General features: G+C 70.9%; 18 protein-coding genes and 2 pseudogenes. 13 read left to right on the top strand and 7 right to left on the bottom strand.

All coding sequences use genetic code 11. The annotated features are described in order from the left end of the window. The first annotated feature begins 43 nt into the window (after positions 1-43). Complete coding sequence (locus ACWDSJ_RS21650) at positions 44-535, top strand: pyridoxamine 5'-phosphate oxidase family protein (protein WP_387361164.1); 492 nt, start codon at positions 44-46, stop codon at positions 533-535. Positions 536-981: 446 nt separating this feature from the next. On the opposite strand, the gene ACWDSJ_RS21645 is transcribed toward ACWDSJ_RS21650, so the two are convergent. Both ACWDSJ_RS21645 and ACWDSJ_RS21640 read right to left on the bottom strand, forming a co-directional pair. After that, positions 982-1,788: a hypothetical protein gene (locus ACWDSJ_RS21645; RefSeq protein WP_450033824.1), complete on the bottom strand. Its 807-nt coding sequence runs from the start codon at positions 1,786-1,788 to the stop codon at positions 982-984. Positions 1,789-1,841: 53 nt separating this feature from the next. Next, positions 1,842-2,663 carry a DUF3097 domain-containing protein gene (locus tag ACWDSJ_RS21640; protein ID WP_450033823.1) on the bottom strand — a complete coding sequence of 274 codons (822 nt, stop codon included), beginning with the start codon at positions 2,661-2,663 and terminating at the stop codon, positions 1,842-1,844. 117 nt (positions 2,664-2,780) lie between these two features. On the opposite strand from ACWDSJ_RS21640, the gene ACWDSJ_RS21635 reads away from it, so the two are divergent. The 6 genes and pseudogenes from ACWDSJ_RS21635 to ACWDSJ_RS21610 all read left to right on the top strand — a co-directional run. Then, complete coding sequence (locus ACWDSJ_RS21635) at positions 2,781-3,212, top strand: NfeD family protein (RefSeq protein WP_387361170.1); 432 nt, start codon at positions 2,781-2,783, stop codon at positions 3,210-3,212. After that, entirely contained in the window at positions 3,212-4,519 is a 1,308-nt protein-coding gene (locus ACWDSJ_RS21630) for an SPFH domain-containing protein (protein ID WP_387361172.1), read from the top strand. The genes ACWDSJ_RS21635 and ACWDSJ_RS21630 overlap by 1 nt, the downstream gene beginning before the upstream one ends. A 170-nt stretch (positions 4,520-4,689) precedes the next feature. Then, positions 4,690-6,063 (top strand): ABC transporter substrate-binding protein, encoded by a 1,374-nt coding sequence (locus ACWDSJ_RS21625; RefSeq protein ID WP_450033821.1) that lies wholly within the window; start codon positions 4,690-4,692, stop codon positions 6,061-6,063. Beyond that, complete coding sequence (locus ACWDSJ_RS21620; RefSeq protein ID WP_450033819.1) at positions 6,060-8,393, top strand: hypothetical protein; 2,334 nt, start codon at positions 6,060-6,062, stop codon at positions 8,391-8,393. The genes ACWDSJ_RS21625 and ACWDSJ_RS21620 overlap by 4 nt, the downstream gene beginning before the upstream one ends. Next, positions 8,390-10,120: a hypothetical protein gene (locus ACWDSJ_RS21615; RefSeq protein WP_450033817.1), complete on the top strand. Its 1,731-nt coding sequence runs from the start codon at positions 8,390-8,392 to the stop codon at positions 10,118-10,120. Before ACWDSJ_RS21620 ends, ACWDSJ_RS21615 begins: the two co-directional genes overlap by 4 nt. Positions 10,121-10,469: 349 nt before the next feature. Further along, positions 10,470-10,802: pseudogene (locus ACWDSJ_RS21610) on the top strand (transglycosylase family protein); the annotation flags it as partial. A gap of 96 nt (positions 10,803-10,898) precedes the next feature. Here ACWDSJ_RS21610 and ACWDSJ_RS21605 read toward each other — a convergent pair. Genes ACWDSJ_RS21605 through ACWDSJ_RS21590 form a run of 4 tightly spaced genes read right to left on the bottom strand, consistent with a single transcriptional unit; the run spans position 10,899 to position 14,991 of the window. Then, positions 10,899-12,239 (bottom strand): LLM class flavin-dependent oxidoreductase, encoded by a 1,341-nt coding sequence (locus ACWDSJ_RS21605; protein ID WP_450033816.1) that lies wholly within the window; start codon positions 12,237-12,239, stop codon positions 10,899-10,901. A gap of 10 nt (positions 12,240-12,249) precedes the next feature. Further along, positions 12,250-13,092, bottom strand: coding sequence for an ABC transporter permease (locus tag ACWDSJ_RS21600; RefSeq protein WP_450033815.1), 843 nt, complete (start codon positions 13,090-13,092; stop codon positions 12,250-12,252). After that, a complete protein-coding gene (locus tag ACWDSJ_RS21595; protein WP_450033814.1) occupies positions 13,085-13,921 on the bottom strand; it encodes an ABC transporter ATP-binding protein in 837 nt (278 codons plus the stop codon). The genes ACWDSJ_RS21600 and ACWDSJ_RS21595 overlap by 8 nt, the downstream gene beginning before the upstream one ends. Next, complete coding sequence (locus ACWDSJ_RS21590; RefSeq protein WP_450033813.1) at positions 13,918-14,991, bottom strand: ABC transporter substrate-binding protein; 1,074 nt, start codon at positions 14,989-14,991, stop codon at positions 13,918-13,920. Before ACWDSJ_RS21590 ends, ACWDSJ_RS21595 begins: the two co-directional genes overlap by 4 nt. Positions 14,992-15,416: 425 nt before the next feature. Between ACWDSJ_RS21590 and ACWDSJ_RS21585 the strand changes: the two genes are divergently transcribed. From ACWDSJ_RS21585 to ACWDSJ_RS21570, 4 genes are all read left to right on the top strand, one after another. Next, positions 15,417-15,632: a CbtB domain-containing protein gene (locus ACWDSJ_RS21585; protein ID WP_450033812.1), complete on the top strand. Its 216-nt coding sequence runs from the start codon at positions 15,417-15,419 to the stop codon at positions 15,630-15,632. Between the two features lie 22 nt (positions 15,633-15,654). Then, entirely contained in the window at positions 15,655-16,500 is an 846-nt protein-coding gene (locus ACWDSJ_RS21580; protein ID WP_450033811.1) for a CbtA family protein, read from the top strand. After that, complete coding sequence (locus tag ACWDSJ_RS21575; RefSeq protein WP_450033810.1) at positions 16,497-17,243, top strand: histidine phosphatase family protein; 747 nt, start codon at positions 16,497-16,499, stop codon at positions 17,241-17,243. Before ACWDSJ_RS21580 ends, ACWDSJ_RS21575 begins: the two co-directional genes overlap by 4 nt. 90 nt (positions 17,244-17,333) lie before the next feature. After that, positions 17,334-18,194 (top strand): hypothetical protein, encoded by an 861-nt coding sequence (locus tag ACWDSJ_RS21570; protein WP_450033809.1) that lies wholly within the window; start codon positions 17,334-17,336, stop codon positions 18,192-18,194. A gap of 97 nt (positions 18,195-18,291) precedes the next feature. On the opposite strand, the gene ACWDSJ_RS21565 is transcribed toward ACWDSJ_RS21570, so the two are convergent. After that, on the bottom strand, positions 18,292-19,008 hold the full coding sequence (locus ACWDSJ_RS21565) for a TVP38/TMEM64 family protein (protein ID WP_387361196.1): 717 nt from the start codon (positions 19,006-19,008) through the stop codon (positions 18,292-18,294). A 297-nt stretch (positions 19,009-19,305) separates the two neighbouring features. Between ACWDSJ_RS21565 and ACWDSJ_RS21560 the strand changes: the two genes are divergently transcribed. Both ACWDSJ_RS21560 and scpA read left to right on the top strand, forming a co-directional pair. Next, complete coding sequence (locus ACWDSJ_RS21560) at positions 19,306-21,168, top strand: methylmalonyl-CoA mutase family protein (protein ID WP_450033807.1); 1,863 nt, start codon at positions 19,306-19,308, stop codon at positions 21,166-21,168. After that, positions 21,169-23,334, top strand: a pseudogene (scpA, locus tag ACWDSJ_RS21555) (methylmalonyl-CoA mutase); the annotation flags it as partial. Position 23,335 lies beyond the last annotated feature (1 nt).

Below are 23,335 nucleotides of genomic sequence, written 5' to 3'. Positions count from 1 at the left end.
GATCTCGGCCTCTCTGTCGATGCTCCGCCTTACGGTACGACACATGACCACCTGGACCGAGTTCGCGGCGGCGGCCCCGCGCATCGCCGCCACCTTCCTCCGCCGCCACGCCGCCACCACCGGCCTGTGCCTGCTGGCCACCACCCGCGCCGACGGCTACCCCCGCATCTGCCCCCTCGAACCCCGCGTCTTCGAGGGCGAACTCTGGATCGGCGGCATGCCCGGCACCCGAAAATTCGCCGACCTGGCCCGCGACCCCCGCTTCTGCCTCCACACCGCCACCGTCGACACCCACGTCACCGACGGCGACGCCAAACTCTGGGGCGCCGTCCACCACGTCCCCGACCCCGCCCTCCACCAGCGCTACGCCGAATGGCTCTACGCCACAACAGGTTTCGACCTCCGAGGCCGGACCTTCGACACGTTCTACGCCGCCGACATAACCTCCGCCTCCGCCGTCGAGATCAACGAGGGCCACATGGACGTCGTCATCTGGAAACCCAGCAAGGGCGAGTACGTCGTGCGGAAGCATTGAGGGCCCACCACTTCTCTCCGCCGAGTCGCCGGACCGCATGACCTCGACCCGGCGCTGGCGCGCCGGGCCGAGGTACAGGGGTGATGCCGGGCCTGGTGCAGTGGGCTGATGCTGGCCCGGGGTGCGGGTGCAGTGGTGCCGGGGCGGGGTGTGGGTGGGCTGATGTCGGACGGCGGCGCGGGTGGGGCGATGCCGAACCAGGGGTGCGGTGAATGATTCCGGGCCGCAATGTGCGTGGGCTGATGTCAAGCCGGGTGCGGGTGGAGCGTGCGGGGTCGGGTGCGGGTGGGCTGGCGCTGGGCCAGGTGTGGATGGGTTAGCGCCGGGCCGGGGTAGGGGGTGAGGCCCCCGCCGAGGGCCTCCGCTCTGTCCCCACCGACCGGCCTTCACTCTGTCCCCGCCGACCGGCCTCCACCCTGTCCCCGCCGAGCGAAGCGAGGCTGGGGTCACACGCTGGCCGCGTGCACCGCCGCCAACCGAGCCGTCCGAATCGCGTTCCACAACGGCCGGAACAATGTCTCCTGAGCCTGCATCGCGCTCGCCGACGCGGGCGAGGACGTCGGCGTCCGCTGCGCGACGGTGAGAATGGCCGCCACATGGTCGGCCGAGTCGAGGATGCGCCGGGCGCGCAGGGGAGCCGAATCGGGGTACTGGTGGCGGGAGTAGGCGGCCAGTTCGTCCTCGATCAGTTCCCGGGGGTCGTCGTCGCCCGTGCCGATACCGGTGGTCTGGAGGCGCATGAGGGCGTCGGCGGCGTCGCGGACGGCCTCGCGCATGGCGTATTCGGCCTCGCCCAGGGCGACGTCGGGGACGGGGGTGGGGATCGCGGTGCGGTAGACGGTCCATTGCAGGGTGTCCTCGTCGACCCACTGCGGGACCAGGCCGGTGCCGTCGGAGCCGGGTGTGCCGATGAGGATGCCCTCCTCGGCTTCCATTGCGGCCGTGGCGAATTCGGAGCCGACGGGCAGGCCGCGGGGGTCGCCGGGGACCGGGAGCACCAAGCGCAGATGCGCGCCGGGCGCGCGCACGGCCTCACGAATCACCTTGAGCAGCACCATGATTCCCGAACCGGCGTCGAGCGGTTCGGCGGCGGGCCAGGGCAGGCCGGTGTGGCCGCCGGTCACCGGATCGCCCGCCGCGAGGCTCTGCCGGGAAGCCCACGCCCGCAGCGCGTCCAGCACGTCGTCGGGCGCGCTGCGGCCCGCGAGCCACGAGCCCGCCCACAACGTCAGCGTCGCACTGGGGGAACACATGTGTTCGAGCATAACTGGGTCGTTGCGTACGCACCCGCCGTGGCGAAACCCGGCTACCGCGGCTCGGTGACGAAATCGATCAGCCGTTCCACCGCCCCGATGAGCGGCGATTCCAGATCCCGGAACGAGTCGACCGCTTCGTAGACCCGCCGCCACCCGTCGCGCGGCGTGCCCCAGCCCAGCCGCGCGCACACCCCGGTCTTCCAGTCCTCCCCGCGCGGCACCTCGGGCCACGCCGCGATGCCGACGGCCGCGGGCCGCACCGCCTGCCACACATCGATGTAGGGATGTCCGGTCACCAGCACGTGCGGGCCGAGCCCGGTGGTGAGCGAGGTCTCCTTCGATCCGGTGACCAGATGATCGACCAGCACCCCCACCCGCCGCCCGGGACCCGGCTCGAACTCGGTGAGCCGTTCGGCCAGATTGTCCAGTCCCTCCAGATGTTCCACGACCACGCCCTCCACCCGGAGGTCGTGTCCCCATACGCGTTCCACCAGCGCCGCGTCGTGCACGCCCTCCACCCAGATCCGGCTCGCCCGCGCCACCCGCGCCCGCAGCCCCTCGACGCGCGTCGATCCGGAGGCCGAACGGGTGGGCTGGCGGGGCGCGGCAACCTTCGGGCGGACCAGTGTCACGGGCCGCCCGTCGATCAGAAACGCCGCCTCCCGCAACGCGAACAGCCGCACGGCGCCGTGCCGGTCCTCGAGTTTGACGAACTCCCCGTCGTAGGTGCGCTCGAAACCGACCACGGCGCCGCAGAACCCGCTCGCCGCGTCCTCGGCCACCACCTCCGCGGTCGCCTCCACCTGTGGCACCGCCCGTTTGCGGGTTCTGGCGTGTCCCGAAAAGATGTCTCCGTACTCGCGCGCACTCACCCGCACGAAAATACCTGGGGTCGTGTGTTTCCCGCCGGTCACGACACGGACACCGGCGCGCGCAACACGGCAGCGACACGGCCGCCGAATTCGGGCGAAGCGGGTACGGTAAGGGGCGTGGCCGCAATCGTGTGGCTGGTCGCGGGGATCCTGCTCGCGGCGGCCGAGATGCTCACCGGTGATTTCACGCTGCTCATGCTGGGCGGCGCCGCGCTGGTGACGGCGGGTGTCGCCGGGGTGGCGCACACCTCGCTGCTGATCGACGCCGTCGTGTTCGGGGTGTCCGCGCTCGGCCTGATCCTGCTCGTGCGGCCGATGTTGTTGCGCCGCTTCGCGACTCCGCCGCCCACGCTCACCAATGTGCACGCGCTGCCCGGCAAGACGGCCAAGGTGCTCGAGACGATCGACGGGGACCAGGGCCGGGTGAAGATCGACGGCGAGGTGTGGAGCGCTCGCCCGTTCGACCCGACGGAGGTGTACCCGGCGGGAGAGACCGTCTACATCATGAAGATCGACGGCGCGCACGCCGTCGTGTGGAAGGGACCGTAATGGCCGTACTGATCGTCGCCGTCGTCCTCATCCTGTTGGTCGCGGTGGTGGTGTTCAAGTCGATCGCGCTGGTGCCGCAGGCCGAGGCGGCGGTCATCGAACGCCTGGGCCGGTACTCGCGCACCGTGTCCGGGCAGCTGACGTTCCTGGTGCCGTTCGCCGACAGAGTGCGCGCCAAGGTCGATCTGCGCGAGCGGGTGGTGTCGTTCCCGCCGCAGCCGGTGATCACCCAGGACAACCTCACCGTGCAGATCGACTCGGTGGTGTACTTCCAGGTCACCAGCCCGCAGGCCGCGGTCTACGAGATCAGCAACTACATCGCCGCGGTCGAGCAGCTCACCATCACCACACTGCGCAACGTGGTCGGCGGCATGACCCTGGAGGAGACGCTGACCTCCCGCGACCAGATCAACTCGCAGCTGCGCGGCGTGCTCGACGAGGCGACCGGCCGTTGGGGACTGCGGGTTTCGCGCGTCGAGCTCAAGGCCATCGATCCGCCGCCGTCGATCCAGGAGTCGATGGAGAAGCAGATGAAGGCCGACCGCGAGAAGCGCGCGATGATCCTCACCGCCGAGGGTCAGCGCGAGGCGCAGATCAAGAGCGCCGAGGGCGCCAAGCAGGCGTCGATCCTGTCGGCCGAGGGTTCCAAGCAGTCGGCGATCCTGTCCGCGGAAGGTGAACGCCAGAGCCGCATCCTGCGCGCCCAGGGTGAACGCGCCGCCGCCTACCTCCAGGCCCAGGGCCAGGCCAAGGCCATCGAAAAGGTCTTCGCCGCAATCAAATCCGGCAAACCGACCCCCGAACTGCTGGCGTACCAGTACATGCAGACCCTCCCGCAGGTCGCCAAGGGCGACGCCAACAAGGTCTGGGTGGTGCCCAGCGATTTCGGCAAGGCCCTCGAGGGCTTCGCCAAGCAGTTCGGCGAGCGCGGCGACGACGGGGTGTTCCGCTACGAGTCGGCCCCCGACGGCGAGGTCGACTCCCGCCCCGAGGACGACTCGGACGAGGTCGCCGACTGGTTCGACGTCAAGACCGATCCCGCCGCCGAACGCGCCGTCCGCGCCGCCGAGGCCGCCGCCGCCACCCCCGTGGAATCCCCCCTCACCGCCCCCATCGTCCCGCGAAACCTGGCCGGCCAGACCGGAATCGCCCAGGCCCAGCCCCCGCAATACCAACCCCCCCAGCCCCCCTTCCAACAACAACCCGACCCCCAACCCCGCCCCGAACCCCAACAGCCCCCGCAACAACAACCCCGCAGCGACGTCGAGGGCCGCCCCTGGCAACCCCCGGAGTTCCCCCGCCGCTGACCACCCCCGGTCCCACCAACCCAGCCGCACCCCTTATTCGGATCCGCACACGTTGTATAGCCCTGTAGGGGGTGCGGATTCGAACAAGGGGTGCGGCTGTGTTCGTGCGCGGGGGGAGGCGGTTCGGGGGTGGTGGGGTGGGGGGATGGGTGATGATGGGGGTGATGGGGATGACGACGACGCGACGGGCGGTGCTGCGGGCGGGGGTGTTGCTGCCGGTGACGGCGGCGTGTGCGACGGGGACGGTCGGGCGGGGGGATCCGTTGCGGGTTGCCGTGTCCTGGAGTGGGTCTGAACTGGCGGCGTTTCGGGCGGTGCTCGCGGGGGTGCGGGCGCCGGGGGCGGGGGTGCCGGGGTACGCGGATCCGGTGGAGGTCGTGCCGTTGGGGGACGATATCGATATCGCGTTGAACGCGCGGGGGCGCAACGCGCCCGACATCGTGATGCTGCCCGACGCGGGGCGGGTGCAGGAGCTGGCGGGGACGAAGCTGCGGGCGGTGGGGGATTCGCTGTGGGAGTGGCAGGGGCGGCCGCGGTATCCGGGGCCGTGGTGGGATCTGTTGCGGCACGGCGCGTTCGGTGCGGTCAGCCAGTACGGGGTGCCGTTCAAGTCCGCCAACAAGTCCCTGGTCTGGTACGACCGCACCGCCTTCCTGGACGCGCGGACCGATCTCGGCCGCACCGATCCCGCGACCGATCCGCCCCGCTCCTGGACCCTCGACGAATGGCCCACGCGCATGCGCGAATTCGCCACCGACGAGCGGCGGCTGCTCGCGCTGGGCGCCGCGGACGGCTGGGTGCTGGCCGACATGTTCGCCAATGTGCTGCGCTCGGTCACCCCGGGCGACTACGAGGAGCTGGCCCGCCCGCCCGGAAACGATTCCGCCGCAAGCGTTCTCCGCCGCGACTGGCATCGCGACGGTGTCCGCGACGCGCTGACCGTGCTCGGCGAACTCTGGGGCGAGCCGACCGCGTTCCCCGGCGGCGTCGCCGCGACCCTGCGCTCCCAGCTCGCCGACTCCGTGCGCGAGGTGTTCCAGCACCGCCGCGCCATGCTGGTGGTCGCCCCGGACTTCGCGGAACCCATTGTGCGCCGGTGTCTTCGCGCGACCGGCCGCTCCGACGTGACCGTGGGCGTCATGCCCTTCCCGGCCGTGGACCGCGGCTACCGGGCGCCCAATATCGGCGGCGGCGACGTCATGGTGATCACCGCCGCCGCCAGCGAACGCGCCGAACGGCTGGTCGCCGCGCTCGCCGAGCCGACCGCGCCGCTGCCGTGGACGACCCGCTACGGCGGCTTCGTCGCCCCCAGCGACCAGACCCCGCGCCCGGCCTCCTACCAGGGCGTCTTCCGCACCGTGGCCGATCGGCTGAACGCCTGGGACATCTTCGATTTCGCCGATCTCATCGGACCCATCGGCCGGCGCAACGGCCTGTGGCGGGTGCTCACCGATTTCCTCGTCGACGTCGGCTACCGCCGCCGCGGCCGGGTCGGCGAATCCGTCGACCTGGCCTTGGCCGCGTTGGATCGGAGCGCGTCGTGAAATCCTGGCACCTCGAGGCGGACGGCCTCACCCTGGAACTCGCCCCGCGCCGCCCGGCGGGCCCGCTCGTGCGCGGCTGGTATCTGAACCGGCTGGCCGCCGCCGCGCTGCAACTGCCCGCCGCCGTGCTGATCGCGCTGCTGCTCGTCGCTCCCGGCGCGGCCACGATCGTCGTCGCGGCCCGAAATCGTTCCGGCGCGGTGCTGCTGCTGTCGTGCGCGATCGTGCTCGCCGCCGGGGCGGTGATCGACGGACTGCGCCGACGCGGCTGGCAACCCGGCCGGGCCGGGCGCTGGGCCCCGGTCCCGCTGCTCGCGGCGGCCGCGGCGACGGTCCTGCTCATCGGATATCCGTCCGGGGTGAACGGGCCCGGCGAGTGGTCCCCGCCCACCGCGTGGGCGGCCGCCGCGATCCTGCTGGCCGCGGCGGTGCTCGGCCCGCGCTGGTCCCGCGTGCCGTCGCAGTGGCGGCTGCCGGTCGCCGCCGTGCTGCTGGTGGTGCCGATGGAGTTGCTGTTCACGGCCCGGCACCGGCCGGGGATCATGGCCGCGATGACCGTATTGCTCTGTGCCGCAGTGATTTTCGCGTGGCTGTGGCGGCGGATCGCGCCGAGCCGGTCCGAACTCCCGCTCGCCGCGGTCCCGGCGCTCGCGGCGGCGCTCGCCGCGGTCGGAGTGGTGGCCGTGGTGCTCGACGACGCGGGGCGACAGGCCTACGCGGTCACGATCGTGTGGGTCCTGGTGGCGCTGGGAGTGATTCTGCCCGTGGCGGTCTGGGCCGCGCGCGGGGTGGGGAAGCGGCGCTGGTGGCCGTGGTGGCCGCTGGTCGTCCCGTTCGGGATCTCGGCGTTCGTGGCGGGTCTGGCGTTCCGGCTGATCTTCGAACCGCCCGTGCACGCCGCGGGCGACGTGCGCGTGCAGGTGCTGCTCTACGCGGCGATGCTCGCGGCGGCGTTCGTGTGGACCTGGTTCGGCGCGCTGTTCGTCCTGCTGCGCGCGGCCGTCGACAGCATCGAGGCGGATCCGGTGCGCAGCGCCTATCTGCACGACGCGGACGACGCGCGAATGTGGTTGCGGCTCATCCGATTACTGAATCCGGTGCTGCTCACCCTCGGGCTCGTGGTGGCGGTCGCCGCGGCCCGCGTCTTCGACGTGATCCTGGTCGCGGTTCCCGGACCGCAGCAGTACGTGCTCGACAGCGCGACCGTGCACTGGTGGCAGCTGACCACCGATCCGGGCGGCAGTCCGGTCGGGCCGGAGGCGTACGCCCTGCCCCTGGCCGTCGTCGTCGGCCTGGGCGCGTGGCTGCTGCAATCGGGCACCCCGTGGCATCGCACCCGCTGGCCGCGACCCGACCCGCAGCCGGTCCCGGTGCGCCTGCGGCTGCTGCGCCCGGACTGGGCGGACGAGCGCGCGGCCCGCCGCCGCGCCGAGCGGTCGAGCGCGGCCGTCGAGAGCCGCGCCCGCGTGCTCGGCGCGACGACCGCCGCCCGGCTCGGGCGGGCGACGCGCTGGCTGATCACCCGCGGCCTCACCCCGCTCGCCCTCGCCGTCCGCGCCGGGGGATTGTGGGCGCGCGTGGGAGTCGTTGCGCTGCTGATGCTTTCGCCGCTGCTGGTGCTGGCGGGGGTGAGCAGGCTCGGCCTGGACGACACGATCCTGTCCGGAACCCAGTCGGTGTGGCAGGACGGCGAACTGTGGCACGCGCTGCTGCAAACGGCGTGGGTCGCGGGCCTGTCGACGCTGCTGACGCTCACCGCCGCCCTGCCGCCCGCCTACTACGCCGCCGCGCTGGAACCCGACAGCCGCCGGTCACGGGTGCTCGTGGTGTCGCTGGTGGTGCTGGCCGTCATGCCCGCGCAGATGTACGTCGGCCGCCTCCGCGCGGTCATCGACCACTACAGCCTCGCCGGCTCGTCCTGGCCGCTGGTGCTCACCCACGCCGCGCTCGGGCTGCCGATCGCGATCCTCATCCTGCGCGGCGCGCTGCTGGCCCCGGCCGACGCGCCGACCGCCGACGCCGGGCGCGGCCCGATCGATCTGCCGCTGGCGCTGCGGCGCACGGCGGCGGCCGCCGGACCGGCCCTGGTCACCGTCGCGGTCCTGCAACTGGTGCAGGTGTGGAACGACTTCTTCGTCGGCCTGCTCGTCAGCGGCGCCGACGCCAGCCCGTGGTCGCTGCTGCTGTGGAGCGAGGCCCGCCAATTGCACGAGAACATCGGCCATCTCGCGGCCGGGGCGCTGCTGTCGGCGATCCCGCCGGTGGTGCTGTTGCTGGTGACCTGGCGGCGTTTCCTGGTGCCCGGCCTGACCGGGGGAGTGTTGCGATGACGGAGCCGAATCGGAGCGGCGAGCCCGACGCCGGGTCGGCGCTGGACGTCGTCGCGAAATCGTCCGCGTGGCAAGGCTTTCTGAGCGGCGCGTCGGTCATCGCCACCTCACTGCTGCTCGAGATCGTGAGCAAACTGCTCGAGAGCTGGGTCGGCGAGAGCCAGGTGCTGTCGTCGCTGTCGTACTGGCTGAGCCGGATCGCCGCGCTGGTCGTGCTGGCCGCCGCCGGATACGTGCTGTGGCGCAGGCTCGCCACCGTGCGCGACCGGGCCCGCGCCGAACGACGACTGCGGCTGATGGCGGAGCTGATCCCGCCCGGCCCGCGAACCGAACTCGGGGACGAGACCGAACCCTTTGCGCCGCAGGTCGATTCGAGCCTCGACGGGAACATGGTGGCGGCGATCCTGCGCGATCTGCCGTTCCGGCGCTACGAGGCCGCGGCCCTGTACGAGATGGTCACGGCCGTGCTCGCGGCGCGGCGGCGCGTGCCCGACCTCGAACGCCCCCGGCAGGAGCGCGCCACGGCCGCGGTCCTCGACGAGCTGCGCGCCGCCGGGGTGCTCGATTTCGGGCGGCAGGACCGCCGGGTGCTGGTGCGTGTCCCGCGGATCCCGACGCCGGACACCGTGCGCGCGAGCCTGGAATGGGAGGCGGCGCTCCCGGCGCTGCTCCGCCATCACGCCGACCGCGCGACGCGCTGGGCGGCGGCCCTCGATTCCCCGTCCCTGGCGTCGGGCGCGCGCCGCTGGTTCGAACAGGAACAGACGTATCTGCGCGAACTGATCATCCGAACCGCCGAGCACAGGGCCGACTTCGGCCCCTCGGACGACACGACCGCCGCCCCGCGCGCCGTGCTCGACGCGGCCGTCCCCGAACTCGTCCGCATCGCCGAGGCGCTCGACCTCTGGTCCGCCCGTGACGACCATCCCGACGCGAATACGCCTGTGTTCCAAGCGATCTCCGAGCTGACCTCGCCCGGCCGCTATCCCGTCGAACACGAACTGGCCCGCATCCGATCCGGCCGCGTCCCGCACCGGTCCGAGATCTCCTGGCTGCACCCCTACAAGGCCGCCCTCGTCGCGCGCGCCGACATCCACCGGGCGCTCGCGCTGGTGTCCGGGCGGGCGACGAGGAGGCGCTCGCGGGCCGCCGCGTGGCTGCTGGAGCGGGCGTGGCGGCGGGTGCCGCGCAAGGACGTCGCCGGGGAAGTGGCCGCGCTGATAGATCTCGGTTTGGTGTACGTGCGGGAGGGGCGGCTCGAGGCCGCGCGCGAACGCCTGGACGCCGCCCGGTCCCTGGCCGACTCCGGGCGCGATCCCGCCGGTGCCGCGCACGCGATCGAGAGCCTCGGCGTGCTGTGGTGGGCGCGCGGGGAACGCCGCCGCGCGCTGCGGTCGTGGCAGCGCGCGCTCGGCCGATATCACGATTTGGATCATCACCGCGGCGTCGCGCGCTGTCTGCAACATCTCGGTTCGGCCATGGTGGTCGCCCCCGAGTACGGCGGTCAGCTGCTGCCCGAGGCGTTCGACGCCGACGAGGTCCGCGCCCAGGCCGCGGGCTGGCTCGCCGAGGCCGAGCGCCTGCGCGGCCATCCGCTCGACCACCCCACGCCCGCCTGCCTGGCCACCCACTACCGCGACCGGGCGCGTGCCGCGCTGCCGGAACGGCCGCTACCAGCCGAGATCGACCGTTGGCCGGTGTCCGCTCCCGCGGATCGACACGCCTGACGGGGCTCAGGTACCCGGATTCGTGCGACGCGAATCACTATATATCAGTGATCTCGGCCACATAACGAACCTATAACTACAATTATGTAGTCCGCGTTTCCTCCCGTACGAACTGCGCAAACGGTGACACCCTCAGCTATCGGTCGAGGATGAGCAAAAGTTATCACCACGTGATCTGTCGTGATTCTTTCGTTACCGTCGTCTCCGGCGCCGCAGAAGCGGGCCGCGCCTCGAATCGCTGAACACCGGCAACCCTGTCCCACGATTCGAGTTCGACCCCGACACACCTGGGGACAGGGACCCGAGCGAATCTCTCGCCGGGCCGTGTGGGCGCAGGCAGGAATCGCATATGTCTCGCAACCGCAAGTTCAGCACCCGCGCATTCGGATTCGCCGCTGTCGCCAGCGCGCTCGTCGCCGTTCCGTTCGGTCTGTCGGCCACCGCCTCGGCCGAGGGCGGCCACGACTGGGACGCCGTCGCGCAGTGCGAGTCCAGCGGCAACTGGGGTGCCAACACCGGCAACGGCTTCTACGGCGGCCTGCAGTTCACCCAGAGCACCTGGAACGCCTACGGCGGCTCCGGCAACGCCGCCGACGCCAGCCGCTCCGAGCAGATCCGCGTCGCGGAGAACGTGCTCGCGGGCCAGGGCGCGGGCGCGTGGCCGGTCTGCGGCGCGTACCTGTAAGGACCGCCGCCCGGCCCGATGACGGGCCGACCACGGACGTGACGGGCCGCCCCGAACAGGGGCGGCCCGTAACCTATTCTCCGGCGGCCGAATTCAGGCGCTCACCGCCGAATTCGATGCCGCGAACCGGCTTTCCACCGGCTCGAGGCCGTAATGGCCGCGCAGCGTGTCGGCGGTGTACTCGGTCCGGAACAGGCCACGCTCCTGGAGGATCGGCACCACCCGATCGACGAAATCCGTCAGCCCGCCCGGCAGATACGGCGGCATGATGTTGAACCCGTCGGCCGCACCCGCCTCGAACCAGGTCTGCAATTCATCGGCTACCTGTTCCGGCGTACCCGCGAACGTCCGATGTCCGCGTCCGCCACCGAGTTTGGCGATCAGCCCGCGAACCGTCAGGTTCTCCTGTTCGGCCAATTCCTTCACCAGCGTGAAGCGGCTCTTACCGCCCTGGATCTCGTGTTCGGCGGGCAGCGGCGGCAGGGGCGCGTCGAGGGCGTGCTCGGTGAGGTCCACCCCCAGCATCGACGACAGCTGCCGCAGCGCGTAGTCGGGGGAGATCAGGTCGGTGAACTCCCGCTCCAGCGCCCGCGCCTGCTCGGGCGTGTCCGCGATGAACGGCACCAGGCCCGGCAGCACCTTGAGCTCGTCGGCCGCGCGGCCGTAGCCTGCCAGCCGCGCCTTGAGATCGCGATAGAACCGCTGCCCCTCCGCGAGCGTGCGCTGCGCGGTGAACACCGCCTCGGCGTAACGCGCCGCGAACTCCTTGCCGCTCTCCGAGGATCCGGCCTGCACCAGCAGCGGCCGCCCCTGCGGGCTGCGCGGGGAGTTCAACGGCCCGCGCACCTTGAACCGCTCGCCGTGATGGTCGAGGGTGTGCACCTTGGCCGGATCGGCGAAGGTGCCCCGCTCGGTGTCCAGCACGATCGCCGAGGACTCCCAGGTGTCCCACAAGCCGAGCGCGACCTGCACGAACTCCGTCGCCCGCTCGTAGCGGCGCGCGTGTTCGGGGATGGCGTCGTAGCCGAAGTTGAACGCCTCGTCCTCGTTGCCCGAGGTGACGATGTTCCACCCGGCCCGCCCGCCGCTGATGTGATCGAGCGAGGCGATTTTGCGGGCGAGGTTGAACGGCTCGTTGTAGGTGGTCGAGGCGGTCGCGATGAGCCCGACGTGCTCGGTGACCGCCGCGATCGCGCTGAGCAGCGTGACCGGTTCGAACACCGCGAGGGTGTTGCGTTCGATGCGCGGTCCCACCGCCAGGTTGTCGGCGAAGAACACCGAATCGAGCTTGCCGCGTTCGGCGATGCGGCCCAACTCCTGAAAGTGCTTGACGTCGAGCACATTCCGTTCGTCGGTGCGGGGATGCCGCCACGCCGCCTCGTGATGCCCCACGCCCATCAGGAACGCGTTGAGGTGAAAGGTTCTGCGAGACATGGCTTTCCTTCTATTGCGCGCGCCAGCGCGACAGCCGTCGTTCGGCGGTGACGAGCACCCCGTTGAACACGAGCCCGACCAGCGAGATGGCGACGATGCCCGCGTACATGTCCGGAATGGCGAAGTTCTGCTGCGCGGCGGTGATCAGATAACCCAAACCCGCACGCGCGCCGACCATTTCGGCGGCGATGAGCACCAGGATCGAGGCCGACGCCGCCATCCGCAGCCCGGTGAAGATCGACGGCACCGCGGCGGGCAGCACCACCTTCTGGAACAGCCGCACCGGCGAGAAGCCCAGGGAGGTGGCCGATTTGATCAGCAGCGGATCGACCGTGCGGACGCCGGTGATGGTGTTGAGCAGGATCGGGAAGAAGCTCGCGTACACCACCAGCGAGATCTTGGAGGTCTCGCCGATGCCCAGGATCAGGATGAACACCGGCAGCAGGGCCAGCGCCGCGGTATTGCGGAACAACTCCAGGATCGGGCTGAGGAATTCGGCGACCGGCCGGTACCAGGCGATGGCGACACCCACCGGCACCGCCGCCACCAGCGCGATCACGAAACCGACCAGCGAGCGGGTCAGGCTCGTCGAAACGTGCTCCCACATCTGGCCGTTGCGGATCAGCTCCACGCCCGCCTGGAACACCGTGGAGAACGGCGGCAGGAAGACCTCGTCGACCAGCCCGACCCGCGGTGCGATCTCCCACAGCGCCAGGAACAACGCGATCGCGACGGTGGGTTTGAACACTCGCCACGCGATCCGGCCCGCGCCCCGCAGCACCCGCAACGGCAGATCCGTTGCGGCGGGGGCGAATCGGACGCGGTCGGCGGCGACCTGCACTGCGCTAGCCATGGCTGGACCTCCTGTCGGTGGCGGCGAGGGCGGCCTGTTCGAGGGTCTGCGCCCGCTCGACCTCGTCGTGCAGCAGCGACCAGATGTGGTGGCGCAGTTCGCGGAACGGCTCGCTGGATCGGATGTCGGCGGCGGTGTGCCGGTCGAGGTCGATGTCCACCACGGCCTTGACCCGGCCCGGCCGCGAGGTGAGCACCGCGACCCGCTGCCCGAGATACACGGCCTCGTCGATGCCGTGGGTGATGAACAGGATCGTCTTGCGGGTGGTCTCCCAGATGCGCAGCAGCTCGTCCTGCAACGACTCGCGGGTCTGGGCGTCGAGCGCGGCGAACGGCTCGTCCATCAGCAGCACCTCCGGATCGAAGGCCAGGCTGCGGGCGATGGCCACGCGCTGCTTCATCCCGCCGGACAGCTCGTGCGGATACCGGTCGCCGAACCCGCCCAGCCCGACCAGGTCGAGGTAGTCGTCGGCCAGCCGCCGCCGTTCCCGGCGCTTGACTCCCTTTGCCTCCAAACCGAATTCGATATTGCCGCGCGCGGTGCGCCACGGCAGCAGCGCGTACTGCTGGAAGACGATCCCGCGGTCCAGGCCGGGACCGGTGATGGGGGCGCCGTCGAGCAGCAGCTGTCCGCCGCTCGGCCGTTCGAGGCCGCCCAGCAGATCCAGCAGCGTGGACTTGCCCGAACCGCTGGGGCCGACCAGGACCAGGAACTCGCCGTCGCGCACGTCGACGGTGACGTCCTCGAGGGCGGTGAACGACTCGCGTTCCCCGCGCACCCGGAACTCCTTGCGCACGCCCGACAGGGACAGTTTCACCGGTGTGCTCATTTGTTCACCGCCTCGCCGTTGGGCCCGCTCGTCGCGGGATAGGTACCGTTCGCGTACGGGTTGTCCTTGTTGGTGAAGACGTCCTTGGCGACGACCTTGCCCGCGGGCAGCTCGCCGTTGCGGACCAGCCAGTCGATCCAGATCTGCAATTCCCGCTCCTCGATCGCGGCGCCGGGAACCGGAATGCCCGAACTGCGGTAATAGGCGAGCAGATTCGTGTTCTCGTTGCGGCCGCGCTTGGCGATGATGTCGGCGAACCGGGCCACCACCTGATCGCGCGGGGTCACCTGCAACCACCGGGTGGCGCGGGCCGTGCCCTGCACGAAGTCGGCCACCGCGTCGCCGTGCTGCTTGATGTAGTCGTTGCGGAAAACGTATGTGCCGTAATCGAATTGGCCGAACAGATCCTTGTCGGTGTACAGCGGGTGCAGGCCGCCGCGGGCGAGCGCGGTGTCGCGGAACACCCCGCCCAGGGCCGCCACATCGATCTGCGCGTTGCGCAAGGCGTCCTCGGTGCTGGCCGGGGGCAGCACGACCAGCTGCACCTGCTTGATCTCCGCGTCCGACAGGCCCTGCCGGTGCAGCCACTCCCGGGTCACGAATTCGTGGTGCGCGCCCAGGGTGTTGACGCCGACCTTCTTGCCGATCAGGTCGCGCGCGGACTTGATGGGCGCGTCGTCGCGGACGTAGTACCCGGTGAACGACTGCTCGTCGGCGCCGTAGGAGCTGAGCACCGAGGTCACGGGCGCGCCTCCGGCGATCAGTTTGACCACGGCCCCGTTGAACGCGCTGCCGAATTCGATCTGCTTGGTCGCCGCGGCCTGGATATTGGCCGGGCCGCTGGTGGTGTCGCCCTCCCAATGGAGTTGCACCTTGGTGAAATAGCCGAGATCCGCGGCCAATTCGACGGGCGTGACCTGACCGGTCTGGCCCTGGTAACGCAGCACGGTCCGGCCGTCGGCGGTGGTGCCCGGCTGGGAGGAGCCGCACGCGGCCACGAGCGTCGCGGCGAGGGGTACGGCGAGAACGACGGCGACGCGGGGCAATCGCCGTCGGAGATACGACAACATTCTGGTGGAACTTTCGCTGATGACACGGACGGGGGCGCGGTGGCCGGTCGCCGGACCGGCGGTCAGGCGCGACAGATGCCGTGCGGGACGCGCATGAGATCGACCGTGCGGCGGCGCGTCAACGGGCGGGGACTGATCATGTCGGGGCCTTGTGTCGGTGGAGCGGGCGGAGACCAATGTTTCCCGGGGCGCGGATCTTTCCCCAGGGTGGGAATCACCGTGATCCGAATGCGACCGTGACCGGGCCGATTGACCGATATGTCGGCGAACTCGTATGGTGATGAGGCGATGAGCAGAGGAATCCGGTGAGAATCCGGAGCGGTCGCGCCACTGTGATCACCCCGCGGGGTGTGAGTCAGACCCTCGCATCGCACTGTTCTGTAGCCGACGGGGACGCGAAATCCCCCCCGCAGATAGGAGTTCTCGTGGCCACGTCCTACGCTCCGCGCTCCGGCGCCCGCGCCGTCTCGCTGTCGATTTCCGGTCGCGCGCTGTGGTTGATCGGCACGACCGTGCTGGCGCTGCTGGCCCTGTATTTCATCGGTATCGATCAGGGTGCGGTGTCGGTGTTCGGCAGCGATATGCACGTCCACGAGTTCGTGCACGACGGGCGGCACTTCCTCGGCTTCCCCTGCCACTGAGCACGGGAATCCCACACGCACAATGGAAAAGCGAATCATCGGGCTCGGCGTGCTGTTCGGCGCGCTGGGCGGACTGCTGGCGTTCCTGTTCGCCCGCGTACTGGCCGAACCGATCATCGATCGGGCCATCGACTACGAGGAGGCCCGCGGGCACGCCGAGGCCGAACTCGACCGCGCCGCCGGGCATTCGGTGCCGCACGTGCACGACGCGGAGCTGTTCACCCGGTCCGTGCAGGCCAATACGGGTCTGGGTTTCGGCGTGATCGTGTTCGGCGCGGCCATGGGCGCGCTGTTCGCGGTCGTGTACGCGCTCGCGGTGGGGCGGGTCGGCAGGCTCGCGCCGCGGCCGTTGGCGCTGCTGGTGGCCGGGGGGATGTTCCTGGTCGTGTACGCGGTGCCGTTTTTGAAGTATCCGGCCAACCCGCCCTCGGTCGGCAACGCGGACACCATCGAGGAGCGCACCGGTCTGTATCTCGGGACGGTCGTCCTCACGGCGGTGCTGCTGTTCGCCGCGATCTGGTTGGGGCGCAAACTGTCCGCCCGCTGGGGCGCCTGGTCCGCGACCGTCGCCGCGGGCGCGGCCTTCGTCGTCGTGACCGGCATCGCGCTGGCCCTGCTGCCCGCCCTCGGCGACCTGTCGGCCAACGCCGCCACCGGCACCGAGACCCCCCAGCCCCTCACCGACCCCACGGGCCGCATCGTCTTCCCCGGCTTCCCCGCCGACGACCTCTACCACTTCCGCGTGTATTCCCTTGCCGCACAAGCGATCCTGTGGACGGTCATCGGCGTCGGCGTAGCCTCGGCGACCACCCGCCTGTTCGGCCGCGAGGCCGCCCGCGGCGACACCACCCCCGCCCCCCTCGTATGACCGAGCCCACCCGCCTCACCCTGATCACCCACGCCCTCACCCCCGCCGTCCGAGCCGCCCGCTTCCCCCGAGACGAACCCCTCGACCCCCACGGCGAGCGCACAGTCTCCACCGTCCGACCCATCCCTGCCGACCTCATCCTCACCGCTCCAGAACTCCGCACCCGCCAGACGGCCGCGGCCTTCGCCCTCGGCCGCGCGCCCGCGGACCCCGCGTCGGGCGCCTTCGAGGATCCGACTCTCGCGGCTCCCAGCGCGCCCCAGGGTCTCGCGTCCACCGGTTGCGGGCCTACCGCAATCACGGGTCCCGCCCCCGCTGATCGCGCGCCCGCCGGTCCGAATCAGGGCCTCGCGAATCCCACGCCCGCTGATTCGGCGTCCGGCGCACTCATCGATCCCGCCCTCGCTGACCTGAACCACGGGGACTGGTCCGGAAAGACCATGGATGAGCTTCCGCCCGACGCGCTCATGGCCTGGCTCACCGACCCGAGTTTCGAACCGCCTGGCGGCGAATCCATTACGGCCCTCCTCGACCGCGTGGCCGCGTGGCTCATGACCCGCGCCGCGACCCCGCAACGCGTCATCGCGGTCACGCACCCCGCCGTCGTCCGCGCCGCCGTCCTCGGCACCCTCGACGCGCCACCGAAATCCCTCTGGCGCATCGACATTCCGCCCGCCACCGCGACCACTCTCCACGCCCGAGGCGCGACCTGGACCCTGCGCGCCACCGCCGTCCCCCTGTGAGAGCCCGCCGTACGGTACGGTGAGCCGGGGTGCGTCGGGATCCGTGGCCTTCGTGTCGCGTCGTCTCTCTCCCGATGTCGAATGATGATCGTGCCGTCCGGTGACACCGAAGTAATTCATGTTTCCGTCTCGTCGTGGGAGTACGGGTGTTGTGGGGAGGTTCCGCGTGTCGGCGGGATGCTGCGGGCGCGGGTGAGCGCGTTCCCGGCGGAGGAGGGGGAGGCGTTCGCCGCGCCGCCGGTGCTCGAGTGGGACCGGGAGCTGGAGGTGGTGCGGTTCGGGGTGGTGTCGGCGCGGTGGACGGGCGAATTCGGCGATCCCGAGGGACGAGCGGTGCGATTGGTCGCGTCGTGGCACGACCAGGGGCCGGTGGCTCCGGATGTCGTCGCCGATATCGTCGAGGTGTATCGGGAGTCGGTGCTGTATCGGCTTTCCGGCGGTGCCTGGCGTCCGATCGGTGGGACGGCGGAGCACACGAGAGTGCCTGTGGTGGAACGGTTCTCGGAATCGGGTGCCTTCGACCAGCCGGGCGACGGGCCGGTACGGCAGGTGTGCGGTGCCGTCCTGGGCCTGCGGGTGCGGTCGTGCGCGGAGGCGTCGGCCGCGGTCGTCGCCGAGTATCGCGCCCGGCGCGAGCGGGACGCTCGAACCGTGCATCTCACCGCGCCCGCGGCGACCTTCGGGCCGCTGGTCCCCGGGCGCGGCGAGCGGCTCACCATCGATCTGTCGGATCCTCGAATCAGCTTGTCCGGCAGGGCGATCCGCCGCTCCGGTGTGGTGAGCGGCGAGGTCGGTCAGGCAAGCGTCGTGTCCGACAGCGGGCGCGGCTGGACCACCCTCGGCGACATAGCCCCCGGCACCCCGGCCGACACGGTCGACGCACCACTGTTCGTCGCCCTCATCCTCGACCCCGACGACCCGCACCATCCCTCTGACCGGATCCCAAGGTAAGGCAGCCCCAGCCGCACCCTTTATTCGCCGTCGCACCCCCTGCAAGGTGTGCGGATCCCGATAAGGGGTGCGGCTGGGGTGCCGGGCCTGGGGGTTGTCAGGAGGCCAGGGGGTCGGCGGGTTCGGGGGAGTCGGGGTCCAGGAGGGGTTCGGGGAGGAGGGGGTCGGCGAATTCCGGTGCGGCCCAGCGGGCGTCGATGATGAGGCCGAGGATGCCGAGGGTGATGCAGATGCCGGAGAGGGCGAGGAGGGCGGGGTTGGTGCGGCCGGTGAGGGCGTCGCCGAGGACGACTATGCCGATGGTGCCGGGGATGACGCCGATGAGGGTGGCCAGGGCGTAGGGGAGCAGGCGGACCGAGGACAGGCCCGCGCAGTAGTTGATGACCGAGAAGGGGACGGGGGCGATCAGGCGCAGCGAGCCGACGGCGAGCCAGCCGCGTTTCTCCAGGCGGCGGTTCACCGCGCGCACCGCGGGGTGGGTGAGCCGGGCCGCGATCTGTTCGCGATCGAGGGCGCGGACCAGCAGCAGCGCCAGCAGCGCGCTGACCGTCGTCGCGGCGACCGCGAGACCGATGCCGAGCACCGGGCCGAACAACAGCCCGGCGCTGAGCGTGAACACGGTTCGCGGGAACGGCGCGACCGTCACGATCGTGTGCACGAGGAAGAACACCACCGGGAACAGCGGCCCCACCGACTGCGCCCAGTCGCGGATCTGCTGCGGGGTGGGATGAGGTGCCAGCGCCGCCACCACGATCAAGATCACTGCGAGCGCGAGCAACCCCAGCACGCGCGGATCGCGGAATCTCCTCAGCACGGCCCCGAGGCTACCGGGACCGGCCCGCGAGCAGGGAACGGCGTTCGGAACATCCATCGAACTCCCCGCGAAACACCCACCCTGCCACCCGAACCGCCGCTGTGGTGTGCGTAACATCGAGGGACGAGAGCGAATGAACGTTCACTTAGAGCGGTTCCGACCTGCTCGAACACCTCCGCTGCCCCACTGTGAACGACTCGCACAGCGGACTGCGAAGTCGCTGCGAAGGGTTGGGGGTGGGCGCGGGTATCCGGTAGAGCTGGAATATCGGACACAGGAGAAGAGGTAACAGCAGCGATGCCGAACGATTCGGATCCGGGCGCGGACTCCGTTCCCGGGTACGCCGCGTGGCGCCAGAGCGTGGCCGGGGTGCTGGCCAAGTCGCGCAAGGTGGAACCGGCCGAACTCGGTGACGAGCCGGAACGGCTGCTCGCGGCCACGACCTACGACGGCCTGACCGTCGCCCCGCTCTACACCCGCCGCGACGAACTCCCCGAACAGCCGTTGCCCGGCGAGTTCCCCTTCGTCCGCGGCACCGACGCCACCCGCGACGTGCACCGCGGCTGGCACGTGAGCGCTCGCTTCGGCGGCCCCGACGCCGCCGAGACCAACCGCGAGATCCTCGCGGCCCTGGAGAACGGCGTGAGCGCGGTATGGCTCACCGCCGGACAGCGGGGCGTCCCCGTGGCCGACCTCCCCGCCGCCCTGCGCGGACTGCTGTTCGAACTGGCCCCGCTGACCGTGGAGGCCGTAACCGAGACCGCGGCCGCCGCCGAGCGGGTGTTCGCGGCCCTCGACGGCTACGACGCCGCCGCCCGCCGCGCCGACATCCACGTCGTGCTCGGCGCGGCCCCCCTGACCAACCGCTTCGCGCACGTCGACGACATCGACCTCGACGCCACCGTCGAGCTCGCCCGCACCGCCGCGCGGCGCGCGGAAACCGTTCGCGCCGTGGTGGTTTCGGGCGACGTGTTCCACAACGCCGGGGCCTCGGACGCGCAGGAACTGGGCGCGTCGATCGCCGCGGGCCTCGAGTACCTGCGGGCGCTGACCGCCGCCGGAGTGGACGCGCCGACCGCGTTGCGGCAGTTGGCCTTCCGCTTCGCCGCCACCGACGACCAGTTCGCCACCATCGCGAAATTCCGTGCGGCCCGGCGCTTGTGGGCCCGCGTCGCGCACGAGCTGGGCGCGCCCTCGCTGGGCAACGCGCCGCAGCACGCGGTCACCTCGGCGGCCATGATCAGCCAGCGCGACCCCTGGGTGAACATGCTGCGCACCACCCTCGCCGCCTTCGGCGCGGGCGTCGGCGGGGCGGATCAGGTGACGGTACTGCCGTTCGACGCGGCGCTGCCGCCCGGCGAACTCGGTGTCTCCCAAGCCTTCTCCGAGCGCATGGCGCGCAACACCCAGCTGCTGCTGCTCGAGGAATCGCACCTGGGCTTCGTGCAGGACCCGGCCGCGGGCTCCTGGTACGTCGAGAGCCACACCGACGCGCTGGCCGCCGCGGGCTGGGCGTTCATGCAGGATCTCGAGCGCGCGGGCGGATATCTCGCGGCGCTGAAATCGGGCCTGCTCGCCGAGCGCGTCGCCGCCACCAAGGCGCGGCGCGATTCCGATGTGGCGCACCGCAAGACAGCGGTCACCGGTGTCAACGAGTTCCCCAACCTGGCCGAGAAGCCGTTGTCCGCGGCCGCCCGCACCCCGGGCGACGTGGCCCGCTACGGGGCGGCCTTCGAAGCGCTGCGGGACCGTAGCGATGTGTACCTCGAGCAGCACGGCGCCCGGCCCGAGGCGCTGCTGGTGCCGCTCGGCCCGATCGCCGAACACAATGTGCGGGTCACCTTCGCGGCCAACCTGCTCGCCTCCGGCGGCATCCACACCACCAACCCGGGCGCGGCCACCGTCGAGGCCATCGCCGCGACCGCCCGCGAGAGCGGGGTGCGCATGGCGGTGCTGTGCGGCACCGACGCCCGCTACGCCGCGGAAGCCGGTGCGGCCGTGGAACTTCTGCGCGCCGCCGGGGTCACCACGGTGCTGCTGGCCGGTCCGGAGAAGGCCGTCGCCGAACTCACCGGCACGCAACGCCCGGACGGATTCCTCACCCTGCGCATGGACGCGGTCGCGGCCCTGTCCGATCTGCTCGAGAAACTGGGAGCATAGATGACGACACGCGAATTCCGGCATGTCATCGGCAGTTTCGCCGAGGTGCCGCTGGACCGTCCCCGGCCCGCGGACGTCGACGCCGACCGGATCGAGGCGCACCTGCGCGCCGCCGCCGAGGCGAATCACTACGCGCCCGAGGAACTGCTGTGGTCCACGCCCGAGGGCATCGACGTGCGGCCGGTGTTCACCAAGGCCGACCGCGACGCCGTGGCGGCCGAGGGCTATCCGCTCGACAGCCTGCCCGGTCTCGCGCCGTTCGTGCGCGGACCGTACCCGACCATGTACGTGAACCAGCCGTGGACGATCCGCCAGTACGCGGGCTTCTCCACCGCCGCGGACTCCAACGCCTTCTACCGCCGCAACCTCGCCGCGGGCCAGAAGGGCCTGTCGGTGGCGTTCGACCTGGCCACCCACCGCGGCTACGACTCCGATCACCCGCGCGTCACCGGTGACGTCGGCATGGCCGGGGTGGCCATCGACTCCATCCTCGACATGCGGGAGTTGTTCGATCAGATTCCGCTGGACCAGGTTTCGGTGTCGATGACCATGAACGGCGCGGTGCTGCCGATCCTGGCGCTGTACGTGGTCGCCGCCGAGGAGCAGGGCGTCAAGCCCGAGCAGCTGGCCGGAACGATTCAGAACGACATTCTGAAGGAGTTCATGGTCCGCAACACCTACATCTACCCGCCCAAGCCCTCGATGCGGATCATCTCCGACATCTTCGCCTACACCTCCGCGAAGATGCCGAAGTTCAACTCGATCTCCATCTCCGGCTACCACATCCAGGAGGCGGGCGCGACCGCCGATCTGGAACTGGCCTACACCCTCGCCGACGGCGTGGAGTACATCAAGGCGGGCCTGGACGCGGGCATGGAGGTGGACCGGTTCGCGCCGCGGCTGTCGTTCTTCTGGGCGATCGGGATGAACTTCTTCATGGAGGTCGCCAAGCTGCGCGCCGGGCGGCTGCTGTGGAGCGAGCTGGTCGCGAAATTCGATCCCAAGAGCCCGAAATCCCTTGCGCTGCGGACGCATTCGCAGACCTCGGGCTGGTCGCTGACCGCGCAGGACGTGTTCAACAATGTCGCGCGCACCTGTGTGGAGGCCATGGCCGCCACCCAGGGTCACACCCAGTCGCTGCACACCAACGCCCTCGACGAGGCGCTGGCGCTGCCCACCGACTTCTCCGCCCGCATCGCGCGCAACACCCAGCTGCTGATCCAGCAGGAGTCGGCCACCACCCGGCCCGCCGATCCGTGGGGCGGCAGCTACTACGTGGAATGGCTCACCCATCAACTCGCCCAGCGCGCCCGCGCGCACATCGCCGAGGTCGAGGCGCACGGCGGGATGGCGCAGGCGATCTCCGAGGGCATCCCGAAACTGCGCATCGAGGAGGCCGCGGCCCGTACCCAGGCCCGTATCGACACCGGACAGCAGCCGGTGATCGGGGTCAACAAGTACCAGGTCGACGAGGATCAGCAGATCGAGGTCCTCAAGGTCGAGAACTCGCGGGTGCGCGCCGAGCAGGCCGAGAAGCTGCGGCGGCTGCGCGCCGAGCGGGACGCGACCGAGGTCGAGCGCGCGCTGGCCGAATTGACCAGGGCCGCCGCGTCTTCCGGCGGCGGCATGGCCGACAACCTGCTGGCGCTGGCCATCGACGCCGCGCGCGCCAAGGCGACCGTCGGGGAGATCTCCGACGCGCTGGAGAAGGTGTACGGGCGGCATCAGGCCGAGATCCGCACGCTGTCCGGTGTCTACCGCGAGGAGGCCGGGAAGGTGACCAACATCAGCCGGGCGATCGATCTGGTCGAGGAGTTCGCCGAGGCCGAGGGGCGGCGGCCCCGCATCCTGATCGCCAAGATGGGCCAGGACGGCCACGACCGCGGCCAGAAGGTGATCGCCACCGCCTTCGCCGACCTCGGCTTCGACGTCGACGTGGGCCCGCTGTTCCAGACCCCGGAGGAGGTGGCGCAGCAGGCCGCCGACAACGATGTGCACGTCGTGGGCGTGTCGTCGCTGGCGGCGGGCCACCTCACGCTGGTGCCCGCGCTGCGGCAGGCACTGGCCGAGGTCGGACGGCCCGACATCATGGTCATCGTCGGCGGCGTCATCCCGCCCGGCGACTTCGAGGAGTTGCGCGCGGCGGGTGCGGCAGCCATCTTCCCGC

This window comes from Nocardia sp. NPDC003482, from assembly GCF_053588115.1.
The sequence above is the reverse complement of the archived record's forward strand: the minus strand, read 5'-3'. Positions and strand labels throughout refer to the sequence as shown.

Excerpts from the sequence above, each read along its gene's own strand:
- ACWDSJ_RS21625 (WP_450033821.1), top strand. The coding sequence starts at position 4,690 with ATGACGACGACGCGACGGGCGGTGCTGCGGGCGGGGGTGTTGCTGCCG.
- ACWDSJ_RS21615 (WP_450033817.1), top strand. The coding sequence starts at position 8,390 with ATGACGGAGCCGAATCGGAGCGGCGAGCCCGACGCCGGGTCGGCGCTG.
- ACWDSJ_RS21650 (WP_387361164.1), top strand. The coding sequence starts at position 44 with ATGACCACCTGGACCGAGTTCGCGGCGGCGGCCCCGCGCATCGCCGCC.
- ACWDSJ_RS21595 (WP_450033814.1), bottom strand. The coding sequence starts at position 13,921 with ATGAGCACACCGGTGAAACTGTCCCTGTCGGGCGTGCGCAAGGAGTTC.
- ACWDSJ_RS21580 (WP_450033811.1), top strand. The coding sequence starts at position 15,655 with ATGGAAAAGCGAATCATCGGGCTCGGCGTGCTGTTCGGCGCGCTGGGC.
- ACWDSJ_RS21605 (WP_450033816.1), bottom strand. The coding sequence starts at position 12,239 with ATGTCTCGCAGAACCTTTCACCTCAACGCGTTCCTGATGGGCGTGGGG.
- ACWDSJ_RS21630 (WP_387361172.1), top strand. The coding sequence starts at position 3,212 with ATGGCCGTACTGATCGTCGCCGTCGTCCTCATCCTGTTGGTCGCGGTG.
- ACWDSJ_RS21645 (WP_450033824.1), bottom strand. The coding sequence starts at position 1,788 with ATGTGTTCCCCCAGTGCGACGCTGACGTTGTGGGCGGGCTCGTGGCTC.
- ACWDSJ_RS21560 (WP_450033807.1), top strand. The coding sequence starts at position 19,306 with ATGCCGAACGATTCGGATCCGGGCGCGGACTCCGTTCCCGGGTACGCC.
- ACWDSJ_RS21600 (WP_450033815.1), bottom strand. The coding sequence starts at position 13,092 with ATGGCTAGCGCAGTGCAGGTCGCCGCCGACCGCGTCCGATTCGCCCCC.
- ACWDSJ_RS21575 (WP_450033810.1), top strand. The coding sequence starts at position 16,497 with ATGACCGAGCCCACCCGCCTCACCCTGATCACCCACGCCCTCACCCCC.
- ACWDSJ_RS21590 (WP_450033813.1), bottom strand. The coding sequence starts at position 14,991 with ATGTTGTCGTATCTCCGACGGCGATTGCCCCGCGTCGCCGTCGTTCTC.